Source organism: Corynebacterium sp. 5QC2CO (genome assembly GCF_024580435.1).
Taxonomy (GTDB): Bacteria; Actinomycetota; Actinomycetes; order Mycobacteriales; family Mycobacteriaceae; genus Corynebacterium; species Corynebacterium jeikeium_D.
Genome location: NZ_JANIKI010000001.1, coordinates 225727 through 248996, shown reverse-complemented (window position 1 = coordinate 248996; position 23270 = coordinate 225727). Strand labels below are relative to the sequence as shown.

At 58.1% G+C, this 23270-nt stretch carries 17 protein-coding genes and 1 tRNA gene; 4 read left to right on the top strand and 14 right to left on the bottom strand.

The window, feature by feature from the left end:
- Positions 1-40: 40 nt before the first annotated feature.
- The 4 genes from thrB to argS all read right to left on the bottom strand — a co-directional run bounded on the left by thrB (position 41) and on the right by argS (position 5435).
- Positions 41-967, bottom strand: a complete 927-nt coding sequence (gene thrB, locus NQ014_RS01155) for a homoserine kinase (RefSeq protein ID WP_005509404.1) — start codon at positions 965-967, stop codon at positions 41-43.
- Positions 968-2302: a homoserine dehydrogenase gene (locus tag NQ014_RS01150; protein ID WP_257073162.1), complete on the bottom strand. Its 1335-nt coding sequence runs from the start codon at positions 2300-2302 to the stop codon at positions 968-970.
- Positions 2299-3717, bottom strand: a complete 1419-nt coding sequence (lysA, locus tag NQ014_RS01145; protein WP_257073159.1) for a diaminopimelate decarboxylase — start codon at positions 3715-3717, stop codon at positions 2299-2301. Before lysA ends, NQ014_RS01150 begins: the two co-directional genes overlap by 4 nt.
- 65 nt (positions 3718-3782) lie before the next feature.
- Positions 3783-5435 (bottom strand): arginine--tRNA ligase, encoded by a 1653-nt coding sequence (gene argS, locus NQ014_RS01140; RefSeq protein ID WP_257073157.1) that lies wholly within the window; start codon positions 5433-5435, stop codon positions 3783-3785.
- Positions 5436-5648: 213 nt separating this feature from the next.
- On the opposite strand from argS, the gene NQ014_RS01135 reads away from it, so the two are divergent.
- The 4 genes from NQ014_RS01135 (at position 5649) to NQ014_RS01120 (ending at position 9862) form a co-directional block, all read left to right on the top strand.
- Positions 5649-6437: a (Fe-S)-binding protein gene (locus NQ014_RS01135; RefSeq protein WP_070595721.1), complete on the top strand. Its 789-nt coding sequence runs from the start codon at positions 5649-5651 to the stop codon at positions 6435-6437.
- Complete coding sequence (locus tag NQ014_RS01130) at positions 6437-8017, top strand: LutB/LldF family L-lactate oxidation iron-sulfur protein (protein ID WP_257073155.1); 1581 nt, start codon at positions 6437-6439, stop codon at positions 8015-8017. The genes NQ014_RS01135 and NQ014_RS01130 overlap by 1 nt, the downstream gene beginning before the upstream one ends.
- A gap of 2 nt (positions 8018-8019) precedes the next feature.
- Positions 8020-8748 (top strand): LUD domain-containing protein, encoded by a 729-nt coding sequence (locus tag NQ014_RS01125; protein WP_076771929.1) that lies wholly within the window; start codon positions 8020-8022, stop codon positions 8746-8748.
- 91 nt (positions 8749-8839) lie between these two features.
- Entirely contained in the window at positions 8840-9862 is a 1023-nt protein-coding gene (locus NQ014_RS01120) for a pirin family protein (RefSeq protein WP_257073154.1), read from the top strand.
- 195 nt (positions 9863-10057) lie between these two features.
- Here the strand turns inward: NQ014_RS01120 and NQ014_RS01115 are convergent.
- The 10 genes from NQ014_RS01115 to NQ014_RS01070 all read right to left on the bottom strand — a co-directional run bounded on the left by NQ014_RS01115 (position 10058) and on the right by NQ014_RS01070 (position 22760).
- Positions 10058-10130, bottom strand: a tRNA-Arg gene (locus NQ014_RS01115).
- A 93-nt stretch (positions 10131-10223) separates the two neighbouring features.
- A complete protein-coding gene (locus NQ014_RS01110) occupies positions 10224-11015 on the bottom strand; it encodes an ABC transporter ATP-binding protein (RefSeq protein WP_257073153.1) in 792 nt (263 codons plus the stop codon).
- Complete coding sequence (locus NQ014_RS01105) at positions 11015-12190, bottom strand: iron ABC transporter permease (protein WP_257073152.1); 1176 nt, start codon at positions 12188-12190, stop codon at positions 11015-11017. Before NQ014_RS01105 ends, NQ014_RS01110 begins: the two co-directional genes overlap by 1 nt.
- Before the next feature lie 30 nt (positions 12191-12220).
- A complete protein-coding gene (locus NQ014_RS01100; protein WP_257073151.1) occupies positions 12221-13423 on the bottom strand; it encodes an ABC transporter substrate-binding protein in 1203 nt (400 codons plus the stop codon).
- 170 nt (positions 13424-13593) lie between these two features.
- Positions 13594-14046, bottom strand: coding sequence for a MarR family winged helix-turn-helix transcriptional regulator (locus NQ014_RS01095; RefSeq protein WP_016422437.1), 453 nt, complete (start codon positions 14044-14046; stop codon positions 13594-13596).
- Between the two features lie 71 nt (positions 14047-14117).
- Complete coding sequence (locus tag NQ014_RS01090; RefSeq protein ID WP_257073148.1) at positions 14118-14609, bottom strand: MarR family winged helix-turn-helix transcriptional regulator; 492 nt, start codon at positions 14607-14609, stop codon at positions 14118-14120.
- A gap of 14 nt (positions 14610-14623) precedes the next feature.
- A complete protein-coding gene (locus NQ014_RS01085) occupies positions 14624-17281 on the bottom strand; it encodes an ATP-binding protein (protein ID WP_257073146.1) in 2658 nt (885 codons plus the stop codon).
- Positions 17282-17284: 3 nt separating this feature from the next.
- Positions 17285-18460 carry a DNA repair exonuclease gene (locus tag NQ014_RS01080; protein WP_257073144.1) on the bottom strand — a complete coding sequence of 392 codons (1176 nt, stop codon included), beginning with the start codon at positions 18458-18460 and terminating at the stop codon, positions 17285-17287.
- Between the two features lie 2 nt (positions 18461-18462).
- The gene (locus NQ014_RS01075) at positions 18463-19521 is read right to left on the bottom strand and encodes a hypothetical protein (RefSeq protein ID WP_257073142.1); all 1059 of its coding nucleotides are present in this window, start codon (positions 19519-19521) and stop codon (positions 18463-18465) included.
- Complete coding sequence (locus NQ014_RS01070; protein ID WP_257073141.1) at positions 19521-22760, bottom strand: DEAD/DEAH box helicase; 3240 nt, start codon at positions 22758-22760, stop codon at positions 19521-19523. Before NQ014_RS01070 ends, NQ014_RS01075 begins: the two co-directional genes overlap by 1 nt.
- Positions 22761-23270 lie beyond the last annotated feature (510 nt).

Genomic DNA, 23270 nt, shown 5'->3' with positions numbered 1-23270 from the left:
AGGCTAAGCCACTGGCTCGGCACCTGGCCGCAGCGGCGGCTTAGCCGTCGACCACGACCTTAACCGGCTCACCGATTCCCAGCTCCATGACCTTGATGCCAGCCTCGCGGGCATCGTCCAAGATCTTCTCATCTACTGCAGTAGTTCCCAGAACCATACAGGTCGGGCCAGCACCCGAGAGGAATGCCGCGTAGCCACGGTTGCGCAGGCGGTTTACCCACTCTGCGGTCACCGGCAGCACGTCGGAGCGGTACGGCTGGTGCAGGCGATCTCGCGTTCCTTCCCACAGCAGTTCCGGGTGGGACTGCAGCGCTGCGGTCATAACCGCAGTCCGGGAGACATTGAAACGAGCGTCGACATGCGAAACATCGCTCGGCAGCACCTGACGGACTGCATTCGTGGAGGCGTGGAATGCCGGTACGAGTGCGGTCGCCTGAATGGACTCATGCACCGGAATGCTCACTGCTCGGTACTGAGGTGCGGTGCGACCATCGACAGGCTTGTCGGTCCAGCTGACCACTGCCCCGCCGAGAACGGATGCGCCAGCGTTATCCGGGTGGCCTTCGAAGACCGAGGATTCCTGGATTACCTGGTCGTCGGTAAGCGGGAAGCCCGCCAGACCGTTAGCGGCAGCGACACCGGCGACGGCGGCGGCTGCGGAAGAGCCCAGACCGCGCGACTGCGGAATGGTGTTGTGGCAAATAACCTTCAGCCCCGGTGCCTCGACACCTGCGGCGCGAAGGCCCGCGCGAATCGCGCGCACAACCAGATTAGATTCGTTGCGCGGCAGGTCAACTTCGCCCTCGCCGTGAATCTCAACGACGACACCGGACTCGATGACCTCGACCTCGACGATGTCGTAGAGCGCAACTGCCAACCCCAGGGTGTCGAAGCCCGGGCCCAAGTTCGCTGACGAACCTGCAACCGTGACGGTGACCTTCTGACCCGGGAAAAGCTCCTGTGCCATTTAGATATCCATTCCTTCGATACGAATGACGTTGTTGACGGCCAAAACCGCGTCGTTGGCGCGCAATTCGTCAACCGTTGCTTCCAAATCCTTCTCCAGTGCCTTGTGGGTCACGATGACCAGGCGAGCGCCGTTGGCGCCCTCTTCCTGGCGGACGGTGCGCAGGGAGATGTTGTGATCAGAGAAGGTACGAGCGACATCGGCAAGCACTCCGACACGATCGTCGACGTGCAGGTCGATGTGGTAGCGGGTGCGAACGTCACCGAAGTCGAGAATCGGCAGGTTAGCGTAGGTGGAATCTCCCGGTGCGCGACCACCGTGGACAATGTTGCGAGCAGCTGCAACAAGGTCACCGAGCACTGCGGAGGCGGTCGGATTACCACCAGCGCCGTTGCCGTAGAACATCAGGCGACCAGCGGCCTCGGCCTCAATGAAGACAGCGTTGAAAGACTCACGCACAGTTGCCAGCGGGTGACGACGTGGAATCAGCGCTGGGTACACGCGGGCGGAAATGGACTCCTGGCCATTTTCGTCCGTAACCCGCTCACAGGTAGCCAGCAGCTTAATGGTGCAGTCGGCGCTCTTGGCGGCTGCAATGTCGTCAGCGGTGATCTCGGTAATACCCTCACAGTGAACGTCATCAGCAGTCACGCGAGTGTGGAATGCCAGGCTGGCCAGAATAGCTGCCTTGGAAGCGGCATCGTGGCCCTCGACGTCTGCAGTCGGGTCGGCCTCGGCGTAACCCAGGCGGGTGGCCTCTGCCAGCATCTCGTCGTAGTCCGCACCGGTGGAGTCCATCGCATCAAGGATGAAGTTGGTAGTGCCGTTGACAATGCCCATGACCTTATTGACAGTGTCACCGGCCAGCGAACGACGGAGCGGACCGACGACCGGGATAGCTGCCGCCACAGCTGCCTCAAAGAACAGGTCGACACCCGAGGAATCGGCAGCCTCAGAGAGCTCCTCACCGTGTGCGGCGACGAGTGCCTTGTTGGCGGTCACGACCGACTTGCCGGCACGCAGTGCCTCCAGCACAACGCGACGTGGGTAATCAATGCCGCCGATGACCTCGACTACCAGGTCAACGTCATCGCGCTGAACCAGCGAAAAAGCATCATCGGTAAGAAGATCCTGAACCACATTCGGACGCGGCTTGGTCTTGTCGCTCACAGCAATACCAACGACCTCGACCGGTCCGCCGATGCGGCGCTCGAAGTCCTCAGCCTTCTCGTTGAGCAGGCGGTAAACCTCAGTACCGACTGTGCCAAGACCTAAAATAGCGACACCAACTTTGTGGCCCTCGCCCTTTCCAGGATTATTCGTTGCGGCAGTCATCGTGGCGTTTCACACTCCAGGCTTAGTAAGTCTTGTACGGTTTCTCGTCTTAATATTTGGGTCACTTGACCATCGCTTACCGACACTACTGGTGGTCGCGTCAGCATGTTGTAGCGGCTGGCCATTGCGTAACAGTATGCCCCAGTAGCAGCGAGCGCGAACAGATCCCCCTCGACAATGTCGTTCGGGTAGTTCGCATCGTTAATCAGAATGTCTCCCGATTCACAGTGCTTTCCGACGACGCGGGTGGGAATCCTGGAACCGGACACCTCGCGATTAACAACGCGACCATCATAGTTCGAGCCGTAAAGCGCCGGACGAATATTGTCGCTCATGCCGCCATCGACTGATACGTAACGACGGGTCATGCCGTCATCGATGGTCACATCCTTCAAAGTGCCCACTTCATACACCGTGACCATGGACGGGCCAACGATGGCACGACCTGGTTCAACAGCCACTGCCGGAGTCGCAATGCCGATACGCTGCGCAAGCTTATCCACAGCAGTGAGGATCTCGTCGGCAAGCGGAGCAACGTCGAGGGGCTGCTCGCCTGCGGTGTAGGCGATTCCGAAACCGCCACCGAGGTCGAGGGTGTTGAAGTGTTCCGAGATTTCAGTGCCGTGGCGTTCGACCAGCTTTTCCACCAGTGAGAACACGCGCTCGGCGGCGAGAATGAAACCGTCGGAATCGACAATCTGGGAGCCGATGTGGCAGTGCAGACCAACCAGGCGCAGATTGTCGTCCTCTTCTACGAGGTTGGCAGCTTCCAGCGCCGAACCGGACGCGAGGGAAAAGCCGAACTTCTGATCTTCATGCGCAGTAGCAATGAACTCGTGGGTGTGCGCTTCCACACCGGGCTTCACGCGAACGAGCACGTCCTGCACCACGCCTGCTTCAGCCGCCACCTGGGACAGGCGACGCAGCTCCGAACGGGAGTCAAGCACAATCTTGCCCACGCCAGCGGAGATAGCATCACGCAGCTCAGCGGTGGACTTGTTGTTGCCGTGGAAGGTCATGTCCTTGGCTGGGAAACCCGCCGCCAGAGCGATAGCCATCTCGTTGCCCGAGGCGACATCGAGATGCAGCCCCTCCTCCATTACCCAGCGGGCAATGGTCTTCGACAGGAAAGCCTTGGATGCGTAGTGGACATTCTCCGCGCCGCGGAAGGCCTTGGCCATCGAGCGGCAGCGGGAGCGGAAGTCCTGCTCATCGACGACAAAAACCGGAGTGCCAAATTCCTTGGCAATGTCGACCAGGCTCACGCCGCCAATTTCCACCGAGCCGGGGTTATCTTCGTCAGCACCCCGACGACGGGCGGTAGTTGGCCAGACATGCGCTGGTAGTTCATTAAATTGGGTGGAATCGGGTCGGGTGTAGCCACCCAGTTCGAAACCATTGCCGTCGATAGGCACGAAACAGCTCTCTTTCTCCGTTACCCGGGCGGAGCAACGGGGTGTAGTTTTACGGGCGCGTTCGACTACATGCGCTCAGGTGCGGTAACACCGAGCAGCTGCAGAGCATTGGCCAGCGTTTGGCGGGTAGCCTCAGCCAGGCCGAGACGAGCACGGTGCAGCTCGGATACCTCTTCGTCTGCCTTTGGCAGAATCTGGCAGGTGTCGTAGAAGCGGTGGAAGACACCGGCGAGCTGCTCAGCGTAACGGGCAATGCGGTGTGGTTCCCGCAGGTCAGCAGCAGACTTGATGATGGTCGGGAACTCACCGATAGTGCGGATGAGCTCACCTTCACGGTCCTCTACCAGCAGGGAGAAGTCAGCGCCTTCGCTGGTCACACCGGCCTCTTCGGCACGGCGACCGATTGAGCACAGACGAGCGTGACCGTACTGGACGTAGTAGACCGGGTTGTCGCTGGACTGCGAAGCCCACAGCCCCAGGTCGATATCCAGGCTGGAGTCCACGGAGGAACGGATTAGCGAGTAGCGAGCAGCATCGACGCCGATTGCCTCAACCAGGTCGTCCAAGGTGACCACTGTGCCCGCACGCTTGGACATCCGGACAGCCTTGCCGTCGCGAAGCAAGTTGACCATCTGACCGATGAGCACCTCGACGCCATCGGCGTTGTAGCCGAGCGCTGCAGCGGCGGCACGCAGACGTGCGATGTAGCCGTGGTGATCGGCACCCAGCATGTAAATGCACAGGTTGTGGCCGCGGTCGAACTTGTTCTTAACGTAGGCGATGTCACCTGCGATGTAGGCTGCGTCGCCGTCGGACTTGATGACCACGCGGTCCTTGTCGTCACCGTAATCGGTGGACTTCAGCCACCATGCGCCGTCAGCTTCGTAGAGCTTGCCGTTTTCCTTCAGGGAATTGACAGCTGCTTCCACCTGACCGGACTCGAACAGCGAGTTTTCGTGGAAGTAAACGTCGAAATCGGTGCCGAACTCGTGCAGAGACTTCTTGATGTGCTCGAACATCATGTCCACGCCGATGGCGCGGAAGTGCTCCTGGACCTCTTCCTCAGAGCCCTCGAGTGCCTGCGGGTTCTTCTCCAGCACAGCGGCGGCGATGTCCTGGATGTACTCTCCGCCGTAGCCATCTTCCGGAGTCGGCTCGTTGCGAGCGGCGGCAACCAAGGAGTCGGAGAAGCGGTCAATCTGGCGACCGTGGTCATTGAAGTAGTACTCACGGGTGACCTTGGCACCGGTGGCAGACAGGACACGACCGAGAGCGTCACCGACTGCTGCCCAGCGAGTACCGCCCAGGTGGATTGGCCCGGTCGGATTTGCGGAGACAAACTCCAGGTTCACGTCGAGGTTGGAGTTGAAGTCGGCATGACCCCACTTCTCCCCCGCTGCCAGGACGTCCTCGACAATCTTGCCCTGGGCATCGGAGGCCAGGCGGATGTTAATAAAGCCCGGGCCTGCGATGGTTGCTTCATCGATGCCCTCAGAAGCGCCGAGCGCTGTGGCAATTTCAGTTGCCAAGTCACGCGGCACCATGCCGACGCGCTTGCCCAGCTGCATGGCGATATTGGTTGCGTAGTCGCCGTGCTCAGGGTTACGCGGACGCTCGACGGTCGGGTTTTCCGGCACGATAGAGACATCGGCATCGTGGGCAGTCAAAACCTCGACGGTGACTTTTCGGACTAGTACAGCAAGATCAGCAGGATTCACGATTGCCTATCCTATTAGGTCAATCGCAGTCGTGGAAACATCAGCCACCAAAAGATTGTTTTGAGGGGTATCTGCAGGCCACCGCGTCCGGCTGTCCTACACCGCTTTCACAATCCAGCCGAATTCAGGTTGAGAACAGATTTAATCCGGGTCTAGGCGTAGCATTCAGGTAGGAAATTATTGCCTTACCCCTCAACCCATTTTGGAGCGACCGTGAAAGTAGCACTTTTCGCGACCTGCATCGGGGACATGATGTTTCCAGATGCAGTGAGTGCGACCGCCAGAGTTCTCACGCGCCTAGGATGCGATGTGGTCTTTCCGCCACAACAAACATGCTGCGGCCAAATGCACGTCAACACCGGGTACCAAAAGGAAGTCCTTCCTCAGCTGGACACCTACGCTGATGCTTTTGCAGATTCCTCGATTGACTACGTTGTCGCCCCGTCCGGTTCCTGCGCCGGCGCCGTTCGCCACCAGCATCCGATGATCGCGGGCCGCTACGGTACCCGTGCCCAAGTCCATGCGGCACAGGCCTGCGCGAACAAGACGCTAGATCTCTCCGAGTTCATCACCGATGTCGCTGGTGTGACTGATGTCGGTGCTTACTTCCCCCACTCAGTGACCTACCACTCCACCTGCCACAGCTTGCGGGTGCTCAAGGTGGGTGACCGTCCGTGGCGGCTGCTCAGCGCAGTCGATGGAATCGATCTGCGCGAGCTGCCCGGCGCGGCGGAGTGCTGCGGTTTCGGCGGCACCTTCGCGGTGAAAAATGCGGAGACTTCCGCTGCAATGGTTGCCGACAAGACAGCCAATATCCGCGCTACGGAAGCGGAGTTCGTCACCGCTGGCGATGCTTCCTGCTTGCTCAATATCGGTGGCGCGCTGCGTCGCCAGGACTCTGGCGTGCACGCCATCCATATGGCCGAGATTCTGGCCTCCACCAAGGAGACCCCGTTTGATGTGCACAACCGCCAAGAAGCTTCCCTGCGAGGTGAACAGTAATGGTCGCAGTTAACGTCGGCATGCCAGCCCTTCCTCCCCGCGCGCCGCACAACGTCGGGCATCTGCGCGGTACGCGCGGGTTCACGGCCGCAGCGCACGAGGAGCTCAAGAACACTCGCATGCGCGAAAATGTCGGTCATGCCACGCGTTCGATTCGTCAGAAGCGCGCGCATGTCGTAGCCGAGAAGAATGACTGGGAGCAGCTGCGGCTCGCGGGCAGCCACATCAAGCGCGATGTTATGGCGCGTCTGCCGGAACTGCTGGAGCAGTTTGAAGAGTCAGTTACGAATGCCGGCGGTCACGTCCACTGGGCGCGCGATGCCGCCGAGGCAAACCGCATCATCACGGACTTGGTGAAAGAGACCGGCGAAGAAAAGGTCGTCAAGATTAAGTCGATGGCCACACAGGAAATCGGCTTGAACGAAGCGCTTGCCGATGCCGGCATCACCGCCCGCGAAACCGACCTGGCGGAACTCATCGTTCAGCTTGCCGACGACATGCCGAGCCACATCCTGGTTCCTGCTATCCACCGCAATCGCGAGGATATCCGCGAGATCTTCCTCAATGGAATCCCAGGAGTCGACCCGGATTTGAAAGCCAATCCGGCCGATCTGGCCGAGGCATCCCGTAAGTTTCTGCGCGAGCAGTTTATGGAGGCCAAGGTTGCGATTTCCGGCGCCAACTTCGGTGTGGCCGAAACCGGTACTGTGGCCGTCGTCGAGTCAGAGGGCAACGGCCGTATGTGTCTCACGCTGCCGGAAACACTGATTTCGGTGATGGGTATTGAGAAGCTGCTTCCCACCTTCCAGGATCTGGAAGTGTTCTTGCAGCTACTGCCACGGTCGTCGACAGGCGAGCGTATGAATCCCTACACCTCTCTGTGGACGGGAACGACCGACGGCGACGGCCCGAAGAATTTCCACATTGTGTTGGTGGACAATGGGCGCTCGGCCACTCTTGCAGATCCGATTGGGCGTGAAGCGCTGAAGTGCATTCGCTGCTCGGCATGCCTGAATATCTGCCCTGTTTATGAGCACGTGGGCGGTCACGCTTACGGTTCGGTCTACCCGGGCCCGATTGGTGCGATTTTGTCCCCGCAGCTCACTGGCATGGATTCCTACGATGATCCGAATGCTTCGCTGCCCTATGCGTCTTCGCTGTGCGGGGCTTGCTTTGAGGTCTGCCCGGTGCGAATTGACATCCCTGCGGCACTGCTGGAGCTGCGTCACCGTAAGGTCACGGAGCACCGCCCGCCGGTGGAGGGCAAGCTGTTTGCCACGCTCGGGTTCATCATGGGCAATCAGAAGCTCTGGAACATGAGCGCAAAGATGGCCTCCCTCGCCCGCGTACTCGGTTTGAAGGACGGCGAGATTCACGCCCTGCCGCTCTTCCTCAGCGGGTGGTCGGATGTGCGAGATACGCCGGTTCCGCCGAAGAAGTCGTTCCGCTCACTGTGGGGTTCGAAGGATTTCTCGGCGCAGCTGACCCGCGAATCGACCAATCAGGTTCCGACGAAGATTAATGGGCTGTCGAGTTCTGATCAATCTGACTCGTCCGACACATCCGGCAAGGAGGCCTAGCGATGTCCCACTCCTCAGCATCCGCAAACATTGCCAAGAGCGAAATCCTCGAGCGTATCCGCAATGCTCAGAAAATCGCCTTCGAAGGCCGTGACTTGGCCTCTGACGTGGGCATCATCCCTGGCGAGCCCGGCGCGCATTTCGACATCCCCCGCGACTACGAGCGCTCCTCCGACCTGACGGCCAAAGAGATCATTTCGCTTGCCGACGAACGCATCGCCGATTACAAAGCCGACGTGCGCCGCTGTGGCAGCTCGGCAACCGACATCAATGAGGCTGTTAAGAAGGCAATTGCTGATGTCGGGGCCTCGTTGATTGGTATTCCCGAAGGTCTAGACCGCGAGTGGGTTGCGGGGTTGGAGTCTGGTGGAGGTAAGGCCACCACCGAGATTCGCGTCGATACCGGTTTCACCGCCGAAGAGCTGGACGAGCTCGATGCGATTGTCACCAGCTCTGCTGTCACCTGCGCCGAGACCGGCACCATTTTCCTGGACGGTTCGGCCACTTCTGGCCGCCGCGCGCTGACCTTGGTGCCGGATATTCACATCTGCGTTGTGCCCGCTTCCACGGTCGTCTACGGCATTCCGGAGGCATTTTCCCGTCTACGCGAGAGTGATCCCACTGCTCCAATCACTATGATTTCGGGGCCTTCTGCGACCTCGGACATCGAGCTTGCCCGAGTCGAAGGTGTCCACGGGCCGCGCACGCTGATTGTGATTATTGCTGAGTAGAGACAGTCGGGTCGGTCCTTGGCTAGCATTTTGATTGACACGCCAACATTTTGTTGTGGATGATGAATTTAGCTAGCCAAAGGAGCCTGCCATGAGCGCAATCATTCAAAAATTCTCCGTAGCCGATAATCCGCAGCTTCCAGGTATGGACCCATTCCTGTTTGCCGTCCACCACTATGACCTATATCCACAGGCCAAGGGCCAAACTATGGCTCCCGATGCCTCTCTGCTCGGCCGTAATATCGGCATGGACTTTTCCGGCAAGGACGGCTGGTCCATGTACCACGGCACAACCGTCCCCGGCTTCCCCTCCCACCCACACCGCGGCTTTGAAACTATCTCGATTGTCGAGGAAGGTTACGTCGACCACACCGACTCCGAAGGTGCACAGGCTCGTTACGGCGACGGCGACACTCAGTGGCTGACCACCGGCGCAGGCACTGCGCATGCTGAAATGTTCCCGCTTCTGCATAACGACGGCCCCAATCCTCACCACATGTTTCAGATTTGGCTGAACCTGCCGCCCGAAGGCAAGGAGGCAAAGCCGCACTTCCAGATGTTTTGGGCCGAGGACACTCCGCATGTCACCGGCACTGATGACAATGGCCACGGCTACGACGTAAAGGTCATCGCGGGCGCATTTGGCGATACCAAGCCACTCGCACCACCACCGGAATCCTGGGCCGCTGCACCAGATTCCGATGTGGCCGTGTGGGTGCTGCGCCTGCAACCGGGCGCACAGCTAACGTTGCCACCAACCAATCATGCCGAGACAATTCGGACTCTCTACTCTCTACGCGGCAGCCTCACTATCGAGGGCGAAACGCTGGTGCAAGAGGGCGCAGTGCTGCGCTCAACCGAGGCACTGGACATTTCTGCAGGTGACGAGGGGGCCTTCGCGCTCATCCTCCAAGGCCGACCAATTGGCGCTCCCGTGTATCAGCATGGCCCGTTTGTCGCGAATAGCCGCGAAGAGCTCGTTGAGGCATTCGATGCCTACCAGCGTGGCGAGTTCGGCGCATGGCGGTTTGATTCCAACGATCCGGTTGCACCCTTTGAAGAGGGGCGCTTTGCCCGCTATCCGGACGGTACGGTTCGTCGCCCGGTCAATTAACCGGGATCCCCCGACGGGCTGCACATGTGAAACTGTGTGAGTTTATGACACTTTCAGGCCATTTTTTGGGTCATTTTTGTCATAAACGCAGTCAGTAACTCGGATTGGCCCGCTTCCGCCAGGTACACCCGAAACAAAAATCCCTCAAGCAACCAGGCGAATCTAATCGAACCTGACCGCTTAAGGGATAAAACGTGCCCCCGAGAGGAGTCGAACCTCCGACCTTCGGTACCGGAAACCGGCGCTCTATCCACTGAGCTACGGGGGCGTGTGGCACAAGCACAACAAGTGCAACGAGAAAAGATGTTACCACTTGGCTGGGGCGATTAGCGAAATGCCCCGCACCCCAGCCAAATCCGCACTATGCGGCCTCAGAAACCTGGTCTTCCTCAATAGGACACACCACAGGCACGCCTCCATCATTAAGCACGCGAGCTCGAATTCCATAGACGCGGGCCAAAAGATCCGGTGTGAGAACGTCAGCAGGACTCCCCTGGGCAACCACGTGGCCGTCGTGAAGCATGACAAGCTCATCGCAGTAGCGGGCGGCGAGATTGAGATCGTGGATTGCGACGAGCGCCAAGGAGCTCCGTGAGGCGACCTCCGCGCGGACGAGCTGTAGGAGTTCCACCTGGTGGCGCAGGTCGAGGGCGGAGGTGGGTTCGTCGAGAAGCATGACCTCGGGATCGCGGACAAACATCTGCGCGACGGCGACGAGCTGACGCTGACCGCCGGAGAGCTCGCCGACGAAGCGGTCGGCGAGGTGCTCAATACCAACCTTCCGGAGAACCGCCGCAGTGTGCTCAATCTCGGAGCCGCGCACGCGCAGACGCCCGGCGCGCCGCCCAGAGACCAGTACCGATTCGAATGCGGTCAGCGAGGCACTTGCTGGCAAATCCTGGGGCACGTAGCCCACCACATCGCGCAGTTCGGAGCCGATGACCCGCTCATTGTCACGGGTCAGCACAATCTCCCCGGACATGGGCTTTCGAATCCCCGCCAGAGTGGTCATCAGTGTGGACTTACCCGCAGCGTTTGGCCCGAGCAAACCCGTCACCGTACCCGGCTTCAGCGTGCGCATCGACGCCCCGCGCAGCACCTTCCGCTTGCCATAGCCTGCAGCTACTTCGTTGACATCGAGAAATACGCCCATTAGTTCCACACCGTCCTCTTACGCAGGAAAACCAAGCCAACAAAAAATGGGACACCGACGATTGCGGTAATGATGCCAATCGGCACTGCCACACCCGGCACCACCGTGATGGATACCGCATGAGCTGCCGCAAGCAGCGCCGCGCCTGCCGCCATCGATGCCGGGGCAAAGAAGCGCTGTTCTTCACCGACCAGCATGCGCGCAATGTGTGGACCGACCAGTCCGATGAAGCCGATGATGCCGGCAAAGGCCACTGCGGTTGCCGCCAGCAGCGAGGCTACAATCAGCGTCGCAATGCGCAGCCTATCCACATTGATGCCCACGGCTTTTGCGCGGGCATCGCCAAGTCGCAACACCGTCAGCGCCCACGCATAGCGAATGGTGAACGGAATGGCGATCAGCAGTGCCGCCGCAATAATGCCGTTGGCCACCCAGTTCGCGCGCTGGAGCGAGCCCATCGTCCAGAACACAATCTGCTGGAGCGCCTCGGTAGTCGCGCGGTATTGCAACAACGACAACAGCGCTTGGAATAGAAACACCAGCCCAATACCCAGCAGAATCATCGATTCCTTACCCGAGCCGCGCCATACCGACGCCGCCGCCACAATCGCCACAGCGATGACGGATGATACCCAGGCCACGGCCGCCAGGTTGAACTGCGCATGCGGAATGATCACCCAGCCCAGCACAATCGATGCCGCCCCACCGAACGCCGCTGCAGCCGAAATACCAAGGGTAAACGGCTCCGCCAGTGGGTTGTCGAGGATTGTCTGCATCTGTGCACCGGCAAGCGACAGCGCTGCACCAATCAGCACTGCCATCACTGATGCAGGCAGGCGCAGCTTCCACAGCACCGTACGAGTGGTTTCGTCAACATCATTCGGGCTCACGATGCCCCGGACGACGTCTCCCACACTCAGTGACATCGGCCCCACGATTGTCGCCACTACAAACGCGCACACGGCCAGCCCCACCAGCACCGCAATAACGGCAATCTTCTGGGCCGAGCGTCGTCGGTACTGTCTCGCAGAGTCGTAGGTCGTGCTTGACGACGGACACTCGTGCTGTTCGGTGGCGGGCTGCGACTCTTGACCGCCACTGTCGTTGGTGGAGGTGGGCTCGCGGGGTTCGTCGTCAAGCCCTGACGCGGGAGCGTGCAGATTGGTGTAAGTCATCGGATTCCTTCTTCGATGGTGGAAGATGGGTTACTTGGTCGGCTCCAGCGCGGTGAAGAAGGTGCCGCTGAGTTCGAAGGGTAGGTAGTCCTTGTGGAACTTGGCGAAGTCAGCGACTGGGTCGAGGTCAGCGAACTCTTCGGGGTGAATCCACTTAGCGAACTGCTCGAGGGCGAAGACGTTGTACGGCGAGTCGTAGAACTGGTGGAAGGCGGCGTACAGGTCCCCCTTCTTCGGCGCGGTCAGGGTGTCAAAACCCGGAGTCTTCAGCAGGCCTTCCAGAGTGCGCTGTGCGGTCTCTGGAGTGGCGGTGTAACCGAGTTCGACGTGTGGCAGGACTTCCGGCTTCTTCGGGTCGAGCGCCCAGGAACCGCCAGTGGCGATGATCTTCTCCGGCTGGACGGACAGGACCTTCTCTGCGGTCACGAAGCCCGATTCGGTGTCGATGAGGCTGTCTCCGAGGTTCTCACCGCCGGCTGCTGTGACGAGGTCACCGAGGTTGGACTTGTTGACGGTCGAGCAGCAATCCTTGAGGCCGGCTGCTCGCCAGACTAAGGTCTTTGGCTTGTCATCGAGCTTGGCGGCACGTTCGGTGATCTCGTTGACGCGCTCAGTGTAGAAGTCGGTGAACTTCTTGGCATTGTCCTGCTCGTCGACGATCTGGCCGAGGAGCTCGACGGACTTGGCGGTGTTTTCCAGGGGCTTCTGACGGAAGTCGGTGAATACGTACTTCAGACCTGCCTGATCGAGCTTGGTGAGGAAGCCGGACTCCTCCGCGGCCTTCTTGTGGTCAAGGGTCATGACGACCACATCTGGGTCGTGGGAGATGAGGTTTTCAACTGTGACATCGCCCTTGGCAATATTGCCGATGGTCGGCATGTCCTTCAGCTCTGGATTCGTCTCGAAAAGCTTGGCTTCAAACGATGGTGCGCCCGAATGCAGATCGCTGCCCATGGCGACAACATGGTCACCCGGGTTTTCTTGGTCAAGCATCGCGGTGACAAACATGGCGCGACCTTCACCGAGCACGACTCGTTCTGGCTGCTTGTCGAAGGTCACAGTGCGACCTGCGACATCAGTGACAGTGAGTTCTCCCTTGTTGTCGGCAGCCGCGTTCGACTCTGCGTCCGCACCGCATGCTGTAGCGACGAAGCTCAGCGCTGCACACCCGATTGCGGCCAGAGTTTTGGTCTTTGGCGCGGTTTTAGCCTTGGCGAAAATATTGGCTCTCATGCGTTCTTGTTTCTGCCTTATTTATCTCTGCGTAGTTTTTTGGTGTTTAGGGTGCACAAAGAGAAGTGAATACTCACCCCTTTGTATTAGGCACGCCTTACCTTACAACTTGAGGTGTAAAGAAAAAAGCGCCCTGCTAGTGGTGGTTTTACTAGCAGGGCGTAGGAGGCTTATTTCCTTTCGAGAACCGCCTGGAAGCACCTCAACATCACTTCGCGGTCTTCATTCGCAAGTGGCGAAATAACTTCCTCGCGAACGGTGTCTACGTAGTCCGGCGCCGCTTCGGCAAACACATGTCGACCAACACCTGTTAGGACGACGACATAATCCGAGTCCGGGTCTTCGCCGTGATCTTCGGTGTGAATAAATCCGCGCTTTTCCAACCTGTTGGTATGCAGCAGCGCGCGGGGGTGGTTCCACTTCAGTCGATCACAAATCTTGTCAACATGCAGAATCCCATCCTCCACCTCATGCAAAGCGATGAGCAGGGTAAAGTCAGCGAACGTCAGCCCGGTTCGAGTACGAAGGCTCCGCTCAATATTGCGCTCTACCTCGCGAAAAGCAGCTACCATCGACTGCCAAAAGAGCTGTTCATCATCACTCAGCCATTCAAATGAGTTCATACTGCTCTAGGCTAATGGTGAGAGCCTCGAAGCGGAGACAAATGAGAAAACACTCACAGAAAAACTTTTGACTACTCTGCTTTTCCGTCGGCGGAATCGGTGACCGTAGCATTGGCGGTCTCTGCAATCTTATCGAGCACAGCGGAAATCCCCTGATAGTCGATATTTTCACCGAGCACATCAAACAAAACATGGCGCACAAGCTTCACATGGTTCGGCGCCGCCTTCTCAATCACGGTTCGACCGTGTTCAGTAAGCGTGACATCGATACCACGGTTGTCGCAGGCGCAGCGTTCCTTAGTTACTAGTCCGCGTCGCTCCATGCGAGTAATTTGGTGCGACATTCGGCTGCGGTCCCATTCCAGGGACTCACACAGGGTGCGCATGCGGACAACATTGTCTTCAGCCTCGGAGAGAGCAACCAGAACCGAAAAATCTGCAGTGGAAATATCGAGAGAATCTTGCAGCTGAAGATCGATTGACCTATCAACGGCCCGTTTAGCGTTCAGAATTGAGCGCCATAACCGCTGCTCTTCATCACTTAACCACGGAACATCTTGCATATGTACAGAGCCTACTATCTTGAAACCAAATCCTGAATTTTCATAAACTCCGCTCCTGTCACACGATCAAACCGAGCTTCATCGCACGTCAGGACTAATACCTGCATATCGCGCCCCGCTTTGGCAAGAGCATTATTCATCCGCCGCAAACGGTGTTCGTCTGAATAACCTAACGCATCATCAATAATCACCGGGGCGCCTTGGCCGCCCTCCATGACACCGGCAACGGCCAAGCGCAGCAGAATGTCCAGCTGCTCTTGCGCTCCACCAGATAGTTCATCGACATCGAACTTGCCATCGGCATTAGACCGTGACTCAATCTGCAAGTCCTCATTCATCGTGAACTGGGTTCCCGCACCGAACACACCGCCGCCGTACTCTTCGAGCTTGCGGAGCAAGGGGTCAGCCAGCGCATTCCGCGATGCCGCACGTGCCTGTGTCATTACCTCCATAAGAGTCTTGGCGGCGGCTGCACGGCGACGCATCGAGTCCCGATCTCGCTGTGTTCGCTCCACTACCCCCTCAGCAGCTGCCAGCTTCTCATTCGCGCTGTCGAAATAGTCCAAGTGCACCCGAATCTCTTGCCGGCGCTTTTCCAGCTCAGCCAGGCGATTCTCAACTGCATCCCGTCGCTGCTTAGCGCCCGCGAGCGATGCTTCCACGTCGTCGGCATCCCGCTGCGCCAGCTCTTTCTGGGCCACAGCCAGCTGCTCTTCTGCCGCCTCATAGTCCTTGCCTCGGTTTTCCACCGCAGCAAAAATCTCGGCATCCGAGGCTTTTTCTCGCGCCGTCGTAAGCGAATCTTCGCGGACCTTCAGGACGGACCGAGCCCCTTCAAGCTCGCTGCTGGCCTTCGTATAGTTGGCGTGTGCAGGACGTTTTTCCAGCTTCGACAAGCGCATATCGGCATTGTCACGCTCCGACTCGGCACCCCTACGCCCCACTGCAGCTTCTTCCAGCCGCGACTTTGCCGACACCAAGTCAATCTCCGTCGGCGCATCCTCGCCCGCAAGTTCCCGATACCGCTCGCCCTGTACTCGTGCTTCTTCCTTCGCATCGTCCAACTCTGCGGTGAGCTGGTGATACTCCACACCGTCGGACACCGCAGTTATGGATGTCTCCACCTGGAATTTTGCTTTTTCCGCTTCACGACGTCGTGTGTGTGCCTTTTGCGCTTCCGCGACGGAATCAGCGCCTGCCGCCTCAAGCTGTTCCTTGAGCGATGTCTCTGCTTTTTCTAGCTTGCGCTGCTGCGAATCTGAGCCGTCTCCGGGCTGGACAGCAACCGTGACGTCGCCAACTTCGATGGCCAATGGCTTAGTTACCGCCCGTTGAACTGACTCAGCCTCCGGAGCTAGCCCCACTTTCTCGCCGTCGACCGTGACCTCCTGCGCACTACTAGCCGAGAGCTGCACACTCGGGCTCGACGCCTCCAGCACAGCGGTGGCTGTTGCAACTTCGCGTTCGCAGGTCAACAGTTTTTCCAGTACCTCCTCGGTAACGGAATTTCGTGCAATTACCTCCTTGTGCTCTGCCAATTGTGCACGGAGCTCATCGAGCTTCTCCACTCGCTTCGACAAGACTTCAACCAAGCCGCGCTTCTCCCCCAATGCGACTTCAGCTGCAGCCAGCTCTTCTGCTTTTCGAGCTTCGCGGTACGCGGTCACAACTGCATCGCGATCCTCCTGCGCCTTCTTTAAAGCTGCGACCTCCTTATCGAACGCTTCCTTAAGTTCAGCAACTTTCTTCTCTGCGACGGAATGCTGGTCCTTGGCATCTTGTGCCTGCTGAATGAAGGTTTCCCGCTCTTGCTGAGCCTGTTTAGCTAAGTCCAGCTGCTGCTTCGCCGCTGCAGAGACCTCCTGTGCCTGGGACACGGCAACCCTGAACTTTTCGAGTTCTTCGAGTGCCTGCGCCCAATGCTCGACTTCGTTTTTGGCTTCTGGCAACGATGCCCGCTGCGTGTGTTGGCTTTCTTCATTACGAGCAGCTTCCTCATTGAGCGCTTCGAATTCCCGGACCTTTTTCGCCGCTTCGTCGCGCACCCGCTGGGCTTCCGCCAGCTCCTTGTCTACGTCGGTAAGCTGCTTGCGCTCTTTGCCATTTTTTTGGAAATAGTTGCCGTATTCAGCTTCAACGGCTTCAAACAGACCTACCTCTTCTGCGGTTTCCGCGCGCTGCCCCGATGCCGACTGCAGTGCGCTTGTGACCTGCGCATACCCGCCCAAGGAGAGTGTCTTTTGCGCTTGCCCCTGTTCAGCAACGAAAACCTGCCACAGGCTCTTGGTGTCCGCATTGTGCATTCGTGCGGCCAGCCACTCTTCCGCCTGGTCATCTTTAAGAACCTCGGCTGTCGGAGAGTGGACGGTGACGATTGTGCCGGTGTCCTTGGTGCTACCAAAGATCTTGTCCAGCGTAAATTCGTAGCCGTCAAGCTCCAGCCGGAGCTTAACCTGCGGCTTTTCCTGGCTGGAGTGACTGTTCAGACTAAGCGCTTCGCTTGACCTGGACTTCCATTTTGTCGTCAGCGCAACGTGAATAGCTTTGGCGATTGTCGTCTTACCCGACTCGTTTTCACCGGAAATCACTACCACGCCCCGCTCGGCTAGCCCTGTGATTGAGAGTGAATCAATCGCACGTACATTGTGTAATTCGATGTCGTGAAAACGCATGATTTATTCCTTCTCTCCGGCCAGGCGCGCCAGCAAGCGAAGCGCATCGGCTGCTGCGGTGGTTTCAGATTCTGATAGCGGGCTGCCGCTCTCGGTTCGCCCTTTGCTCAAGACCGTTAGTTTTTCTGCAGCTATGAGCGGATAACCGGTGAGATTGAGATTAGAGATATCCCCCTCGGACGGAACCACCGTCAAACCGGAACCACTTTCCCGGCGATAAAGTGCAGCGAAAAGCTGTTGATACTGCTCAAGTCGATTTTCAAAGGTAGTCGACTCCGACAGTGTCACGGTTCCTCGCAATGAATACTTCACCGCTGTGTCTGTCTTCGCCTCGATACCGTCCAGTTCAGCAAAGAACTCATCGAGGTCTTCCGCGCCAGTGATATCCATGTCAATGGCATGAAAAGCCCACTGCCCCACTCGGTGGGAGGCCACGGTAACTGAGCCCTTTTCGGGGCCGCTCTCTACAATGTCGACGACGAGTGCATTGCCGGAATCCCGTTCTTTGTCGTCGTACGCTGTGGTTTCGTGTGCGCCGGAGAAATAAACTCTGCCAGTATGATCGAGTTGGCTCGTGGAGTGGGAATCCCCCAGCGCAACATAGTGCAACGCCCCGCGGTCAATAGCTTGTTCCAAGCTGGTCAAATCAATGGTGGCTCCTGCATCAGCACCAAAGCCTTCTACTTGGCCGTGTGCGACCATCACTCGGATTCCATCGGCGGGCTCAAGCTCCGTGGCTATTTCCGCCACGATGTCGTCTGCCGAATACTTGCCGCGCACTGGCACGCCGATGAGTTCCACCCCGTCACGGATAGCAATGGGCGCACTGTCGCGAATTACGTAAACTCCTCGGTCTTCCAAAGATTCGAAAGCACTACGTCGATAAATGGAAGAAGCATCAAGCGCATCATGGTTGCCGGGTAGGAGATACACCGGCACGGGTAGCTTGGCGATTCGCTCAAGAGCCCGCAAGAACACCTTGTCCGGCAATGTGTTGGAATCGAACACGTCTCCAGCGACGACAATGAACTCAGCGCCTTCGCTGGTCGCCAACTCGCCGATGCGATCGATGGCGTTGAGGCGACTTTCGTGGAACCTAGCTTGGGCTTCACCGCCGTCGAGCTCTAGGAACCACCGAGTCATTCCCAGTTGCCAATCTGAGGTGTGAATGAATTTCATGACTAGCGCTCCTTTTGTCCCAGGCTCAGCGATTCCTGCAGATGTTGCCAACAATCTTCCAAATCAGCGACTGCACGAATGGTCTCTCTCGAAATTACGCAGGTTGGCTGCAATGCTTCATGCAGCAAACTGCGGTCGGTAACTGTTAGTGGGTCAATAACCTCGAGCGAAGGAACACTGACTCGTTCCAAGTCATTGCCCCAGTAATCGGCTTCGACAGCGAAAAGTTCGGCAACCTTTTTCTGCTCGTTGTCACCGCCATCTTTTCCACCAGCGCCATCCGAGTTCTGGGCGGTTTTATCGGGATCCTCCCGAACCGCTCCGCCAAGCCCGAGGCGCTTCGGCGCAGTCCGGTTTCGTAGCTGTGTTAGCTCCTGAAGCCGGCGTTGCAATTCGCGCTGCGGATAATCGCGCAGCTGCAGTAGCGACAGCGGATCGCGGTCGATATCAGCGACAAGTTGAGCGGCAACTGCAACGGTGTGCTTACACACAGGTGCCGGGTCCGGGCAGGTGCATTCGCTGTAAATGTGCTCTTCGCCGTCGCACAACAGCATTTCCATCTGCTCATACGGCAACTCGCCGTGCTCAAACTCTGTGAAGGCCGACGGATTGTTCACCAACCACCGCAGTACGTCGTCAGTTTGTTTCTGCTCCCGCCGTGGGAACCGAATAAAGACTGAAAATGGTTCCGGCTGGCTGCCCTGCACTTCACCGATGATGTAACCATCCGCGATTCGAAGCCCCAGCACATTGCCGTCGAACCTGTACTTCTCACCTCTGTGAACACGACCCGAATCGGCGCCACGGATGATGAACTCCCACACCCACCGGGCAAAAGTAGTACGTGGCTCGACCGCCACGCGCGCTGCGGTTCCGCGTCGCTGCTGTCCGGTAAATGCACCAGCCCAGTCCTGAGTGGCCAGGAGCTTTTCAATCGTCGAGCTGGTTGCTGGCGCGCTTCGCGCCGTAGTCCTTTTACGACCACGCTTTCCAGAGGGACCCTTGCCAAACTCGGCAAAGATGACATTGTCGCCCCATGTCACGTCTCCGTCACCGGCCATTAGTACCACCTCTTCTGGACTCTAAACGGGGTCACATTGTTGGGAATCGAATCGTCATCCGAGGATGCAGAATCTGATGCCCTGCCCTCCGGGTTCACCCCATCAGTCACCGTCCCACCGGACTTCGACTCCGCTGCGTCCATCGATTCACGCAGTGACTGAATCTTGTCCTTGTCCAATTGCCACAGAGACCGCAAACGGTGAAAGTCCATCTCCGTCAGCTTGGTTTCACCAGCGCGCACAACCGCATCGGCCAATTCTGCCTTCTCGAAAATCAGCTCGTCGATACGCTCTTCCAGCGTTCCCACACTGACCAGCTTGTGCACGTGTACGTCTTTGCGCTGACCGATGCGGTAAGAGCGGTCCGTGGCCTGGTTTTCGACTGCTGGATTCCACCACCTGTCAATGTGAATGACGTGGTTGGCGGCAACCAGGTTGATGCCAACACCTGCCGCGAGAGTAGACAGCAAAATGATTGGTGGGCCGTCCGGGGCATTAAACTCTGCCACTACTTTCTCGCGCTGTGCCGGAGTCATTGCCCCTTGGATAAACGGAATGTCCACGCCCAGGCGCTTGCTGAAATGAGGGGCGAGCATCTTGCCGAACTCCACGAACTGCGTGAACACAAGCGCGCGTTCACCGTTTTGGACAATCTCATCGACGAGCTCTTCCAGCCGTGCAACCTTGCCCGAGCGATGCTGCCCATGATTAAGCAGCCCTGAGCCGTCGTGCTGGTAGTGCGCTGGGTGGTTGCAAATCTGCTTCAACTTCATGATGCCGCCGAGGATGATGCTCTTTCGCCCGAAGTTGCCAGAGCGATTCCGCTTCGAGCGCTTGAGCTTGTCCTCGATGTCCTTCACGGCCTCCTGATACAAGAAAGCCTGCTCCGTCGTGAGAGGAACCACCTCCACCTGCTCATTCTTCTTGGGCAGGTCCGGCGCGATAGCTGGATCCGACTTGAGTCGGCGCAGGATAAAAGGTGCTGTAATCGACTGCAATTGCAGTAGCATTTCTGCATTCCCATCACGCTCGATGGGAATCGCAAACTTGTTGCGGAAGGCGTTCGCCGAGCCCAGCATGCCTGGATTACAGAAATCCATGATGGTGCGCAGCTCGCCCAAGTCGTTTTCCACCGGAGTACCAGTCATGGCGATGTTGTGTCGCGAGCCCAGGCTCCGCAGCGCTCTGGATACCTGGGCGTTGGGGTTCTTAATTGCCTGCGCTTCGTCAGCAATCACATGATCCCACTGCACTCGGGAAAGTTCGTTCACATCGCGGGTAGCAACACCATAGGTCGTCACAACAACATCGTGTTTTCCGATAAATTCCTGTAGTTCTTCACCATGAGGACGGTTTGAACCATGCAGCAGCCCAACCTTGAGCTCTGGAGTGAACTTTGCCGCTTCTGCTGCCCAATTGCGCAGCACACCTGTCGGAACGACCAGAAGCGAAGCCTTGTGCTCTTGATCCGTCGCATCCGCTTGACGACGGCAGCGCTCATACTCCAACAGCGCCAGAATTTGTACAGTCTTACCAAGCCCCATGTCGTCAGCGAGAATGACGCCGAAGCCACGGTTAGACATATCCGCCAGCCACTCCACACCGCGCTGTTGATACTCTCGCAGCTCACCGACAAAACTCGGTGGCACCTCGACCGACTCTGCGCGGGCCGTAGAACCGTCTGAGTACTTCGACACCAACGCCTTGAGCCAAGAAGGGTCCCTAGGGGCGACGGGCACTGCTGCTGGTGCTTGCGACTCCAAGCCACCGTCGAAGACCAACTCTTTCAGGGTGGCTTGCCCCTTACCGGTTTCCTCTCCGGCCTTGGTCTGTTCCACCAAAAACTTCAGGGCTTCTCTAGCTACCTCTGGATTCGCGTGCACCCAATGGTCTCGCAGATGCACTAGCCCCGTACTCGATGCAGCGAGCTCACGCATTTCCGCTTCCGTCAGTACGGCATCCCCCACGGCCAGCTTCCACTCGTAATCAACCAGTTGGTCAAATCCGAGTTTCGGTTCCGAACGGCGCCCAGCAGGCCCCGTCGGGTCTAACTGGACGACTTCAGTGTGCAACTGCAGGGTGGTCTCCACCGACTTCCAGTTCGGCGGCAGCATCACATCGATATCGACCTTTGCCAGCTGCGAGATGCCATCAGTCATAAGCTCTATCAGCTGCTCTGAGGTCAGCAGCAGATCCAAGCCCGGGTGGCCCGCTGCCTTCGCATATTTGAGCGTTGGGAATGCCTCTTGTGCAGCCAATAGCTGCGGGCGAAGCAGCGACAACACGGACCGGCGACACATTTCTGGGTTCAGGCGCTCCGGAGCTGCGACGCCGATGCGGTAGTACATCCGCAATGGCCACAGAGTCTCATGTTCCACCGCAGCTGAACGAGGGTTGAAGCGAGTTACTGAGCCGCCTTCGTCATCCGCTCGATCCCGCAACTCCAACAGTTGCGGAAGATCCACATCCGGCAAGTCTTCCAGCTGTCCCTCAAAACCAACGGGTTCCTGCACCATTAGCTGCAGGCGAACATCCTCGCCATCTGCCGACAGCCTCCACTTTGCCAGCGACTGCGCCACCCCCGGCGTCGCACGCCCCAGGGACTCCGACTGCAACAGCGACCGCACGAAACTCTGACGCTGTTCTGCCGGTTCATCCAAATCGGCCAGGAGCGCGTTGGTGACCCAATGAAACATCCTATTGATGAAATCCTCAGCCACCGTGGCACCTCCGTTATCAATCAACACCGGTGGTGTACGGGAAATGACCTGACTCTGCCAGGCAATCTCACTCAACCCCTCCGACATCCGCCACGTCGGCCACCACTCATTGTCTTCCCACGTCAGCGCCACCAATGCCCGCCCAGAGCGTGCGAAAGCATCCAATCCCTGTACAACATCTACAAAGAACCTAAGATCCGGTGCCATCGCCGCCGAGGAAACTTCCTCCTGCAATTGCACCAGTGCTGTCACAGCAGCCCATGGCGGGAACACCCATGTGGGTACCGCTTTCTCTACAGCCCGGCCCTTCGGCGTGCGCAGTTTTAGCGTCAGTTGCGCTCGGCTCCCCCGGTCCAGGACTGCAAAAAGCCGACGCTGATGCGCCGGAACTTCCAGCAAATCCACGTCCGCAATAATCCGGTGCCCCTCTGGCCGCTCCACCCACAGGTGAAGACCCGAATCATCCTTCCAGACCGCGTGCAGCAGCAACGGCACCGCTGACTTAGCAACTTGGCCCATTACTTCCTCCCCACTGCTTGCTCAGCCATCACCGTCTAATCACCCGGCGGCTTCGCCACCAGATATTTGTTCAATGAAGATTCTGCCACGCACCCCGGATCAGCTTTTCCACCACACCACAACATTAGCACGCATGTTCGAATTATGTATCTTGCAAAAATTAGTCGCCTTCTACCCAAATACCCCTTTTCCCAGGTAATTTGTCGCACTTAACCGATTTTTAAAACCTTTTTCAACGCTTCTTATCTTGCAATGCAGCGCATCACATGCAAACGTCGTATGAGCTACAAGAATTAAAAATGTGTGACTCGTGCAATAGTTCTGCCATGGTTCGCATGTGCCAGTAGGCTCCGCTGACTGTCGTAGACAGCCCGGAAGCTGAAGTTGTGTTTCATTGCGAATCGCAGGTTCTGCTGTTTCTGTCGGCCACTTTCTGGCTCGATGTTGCTGCGACGCTGTGAACGTCGTCAAGCGGACTGGCTCAAACGAAATTGAGTGATGCGCTAGGAA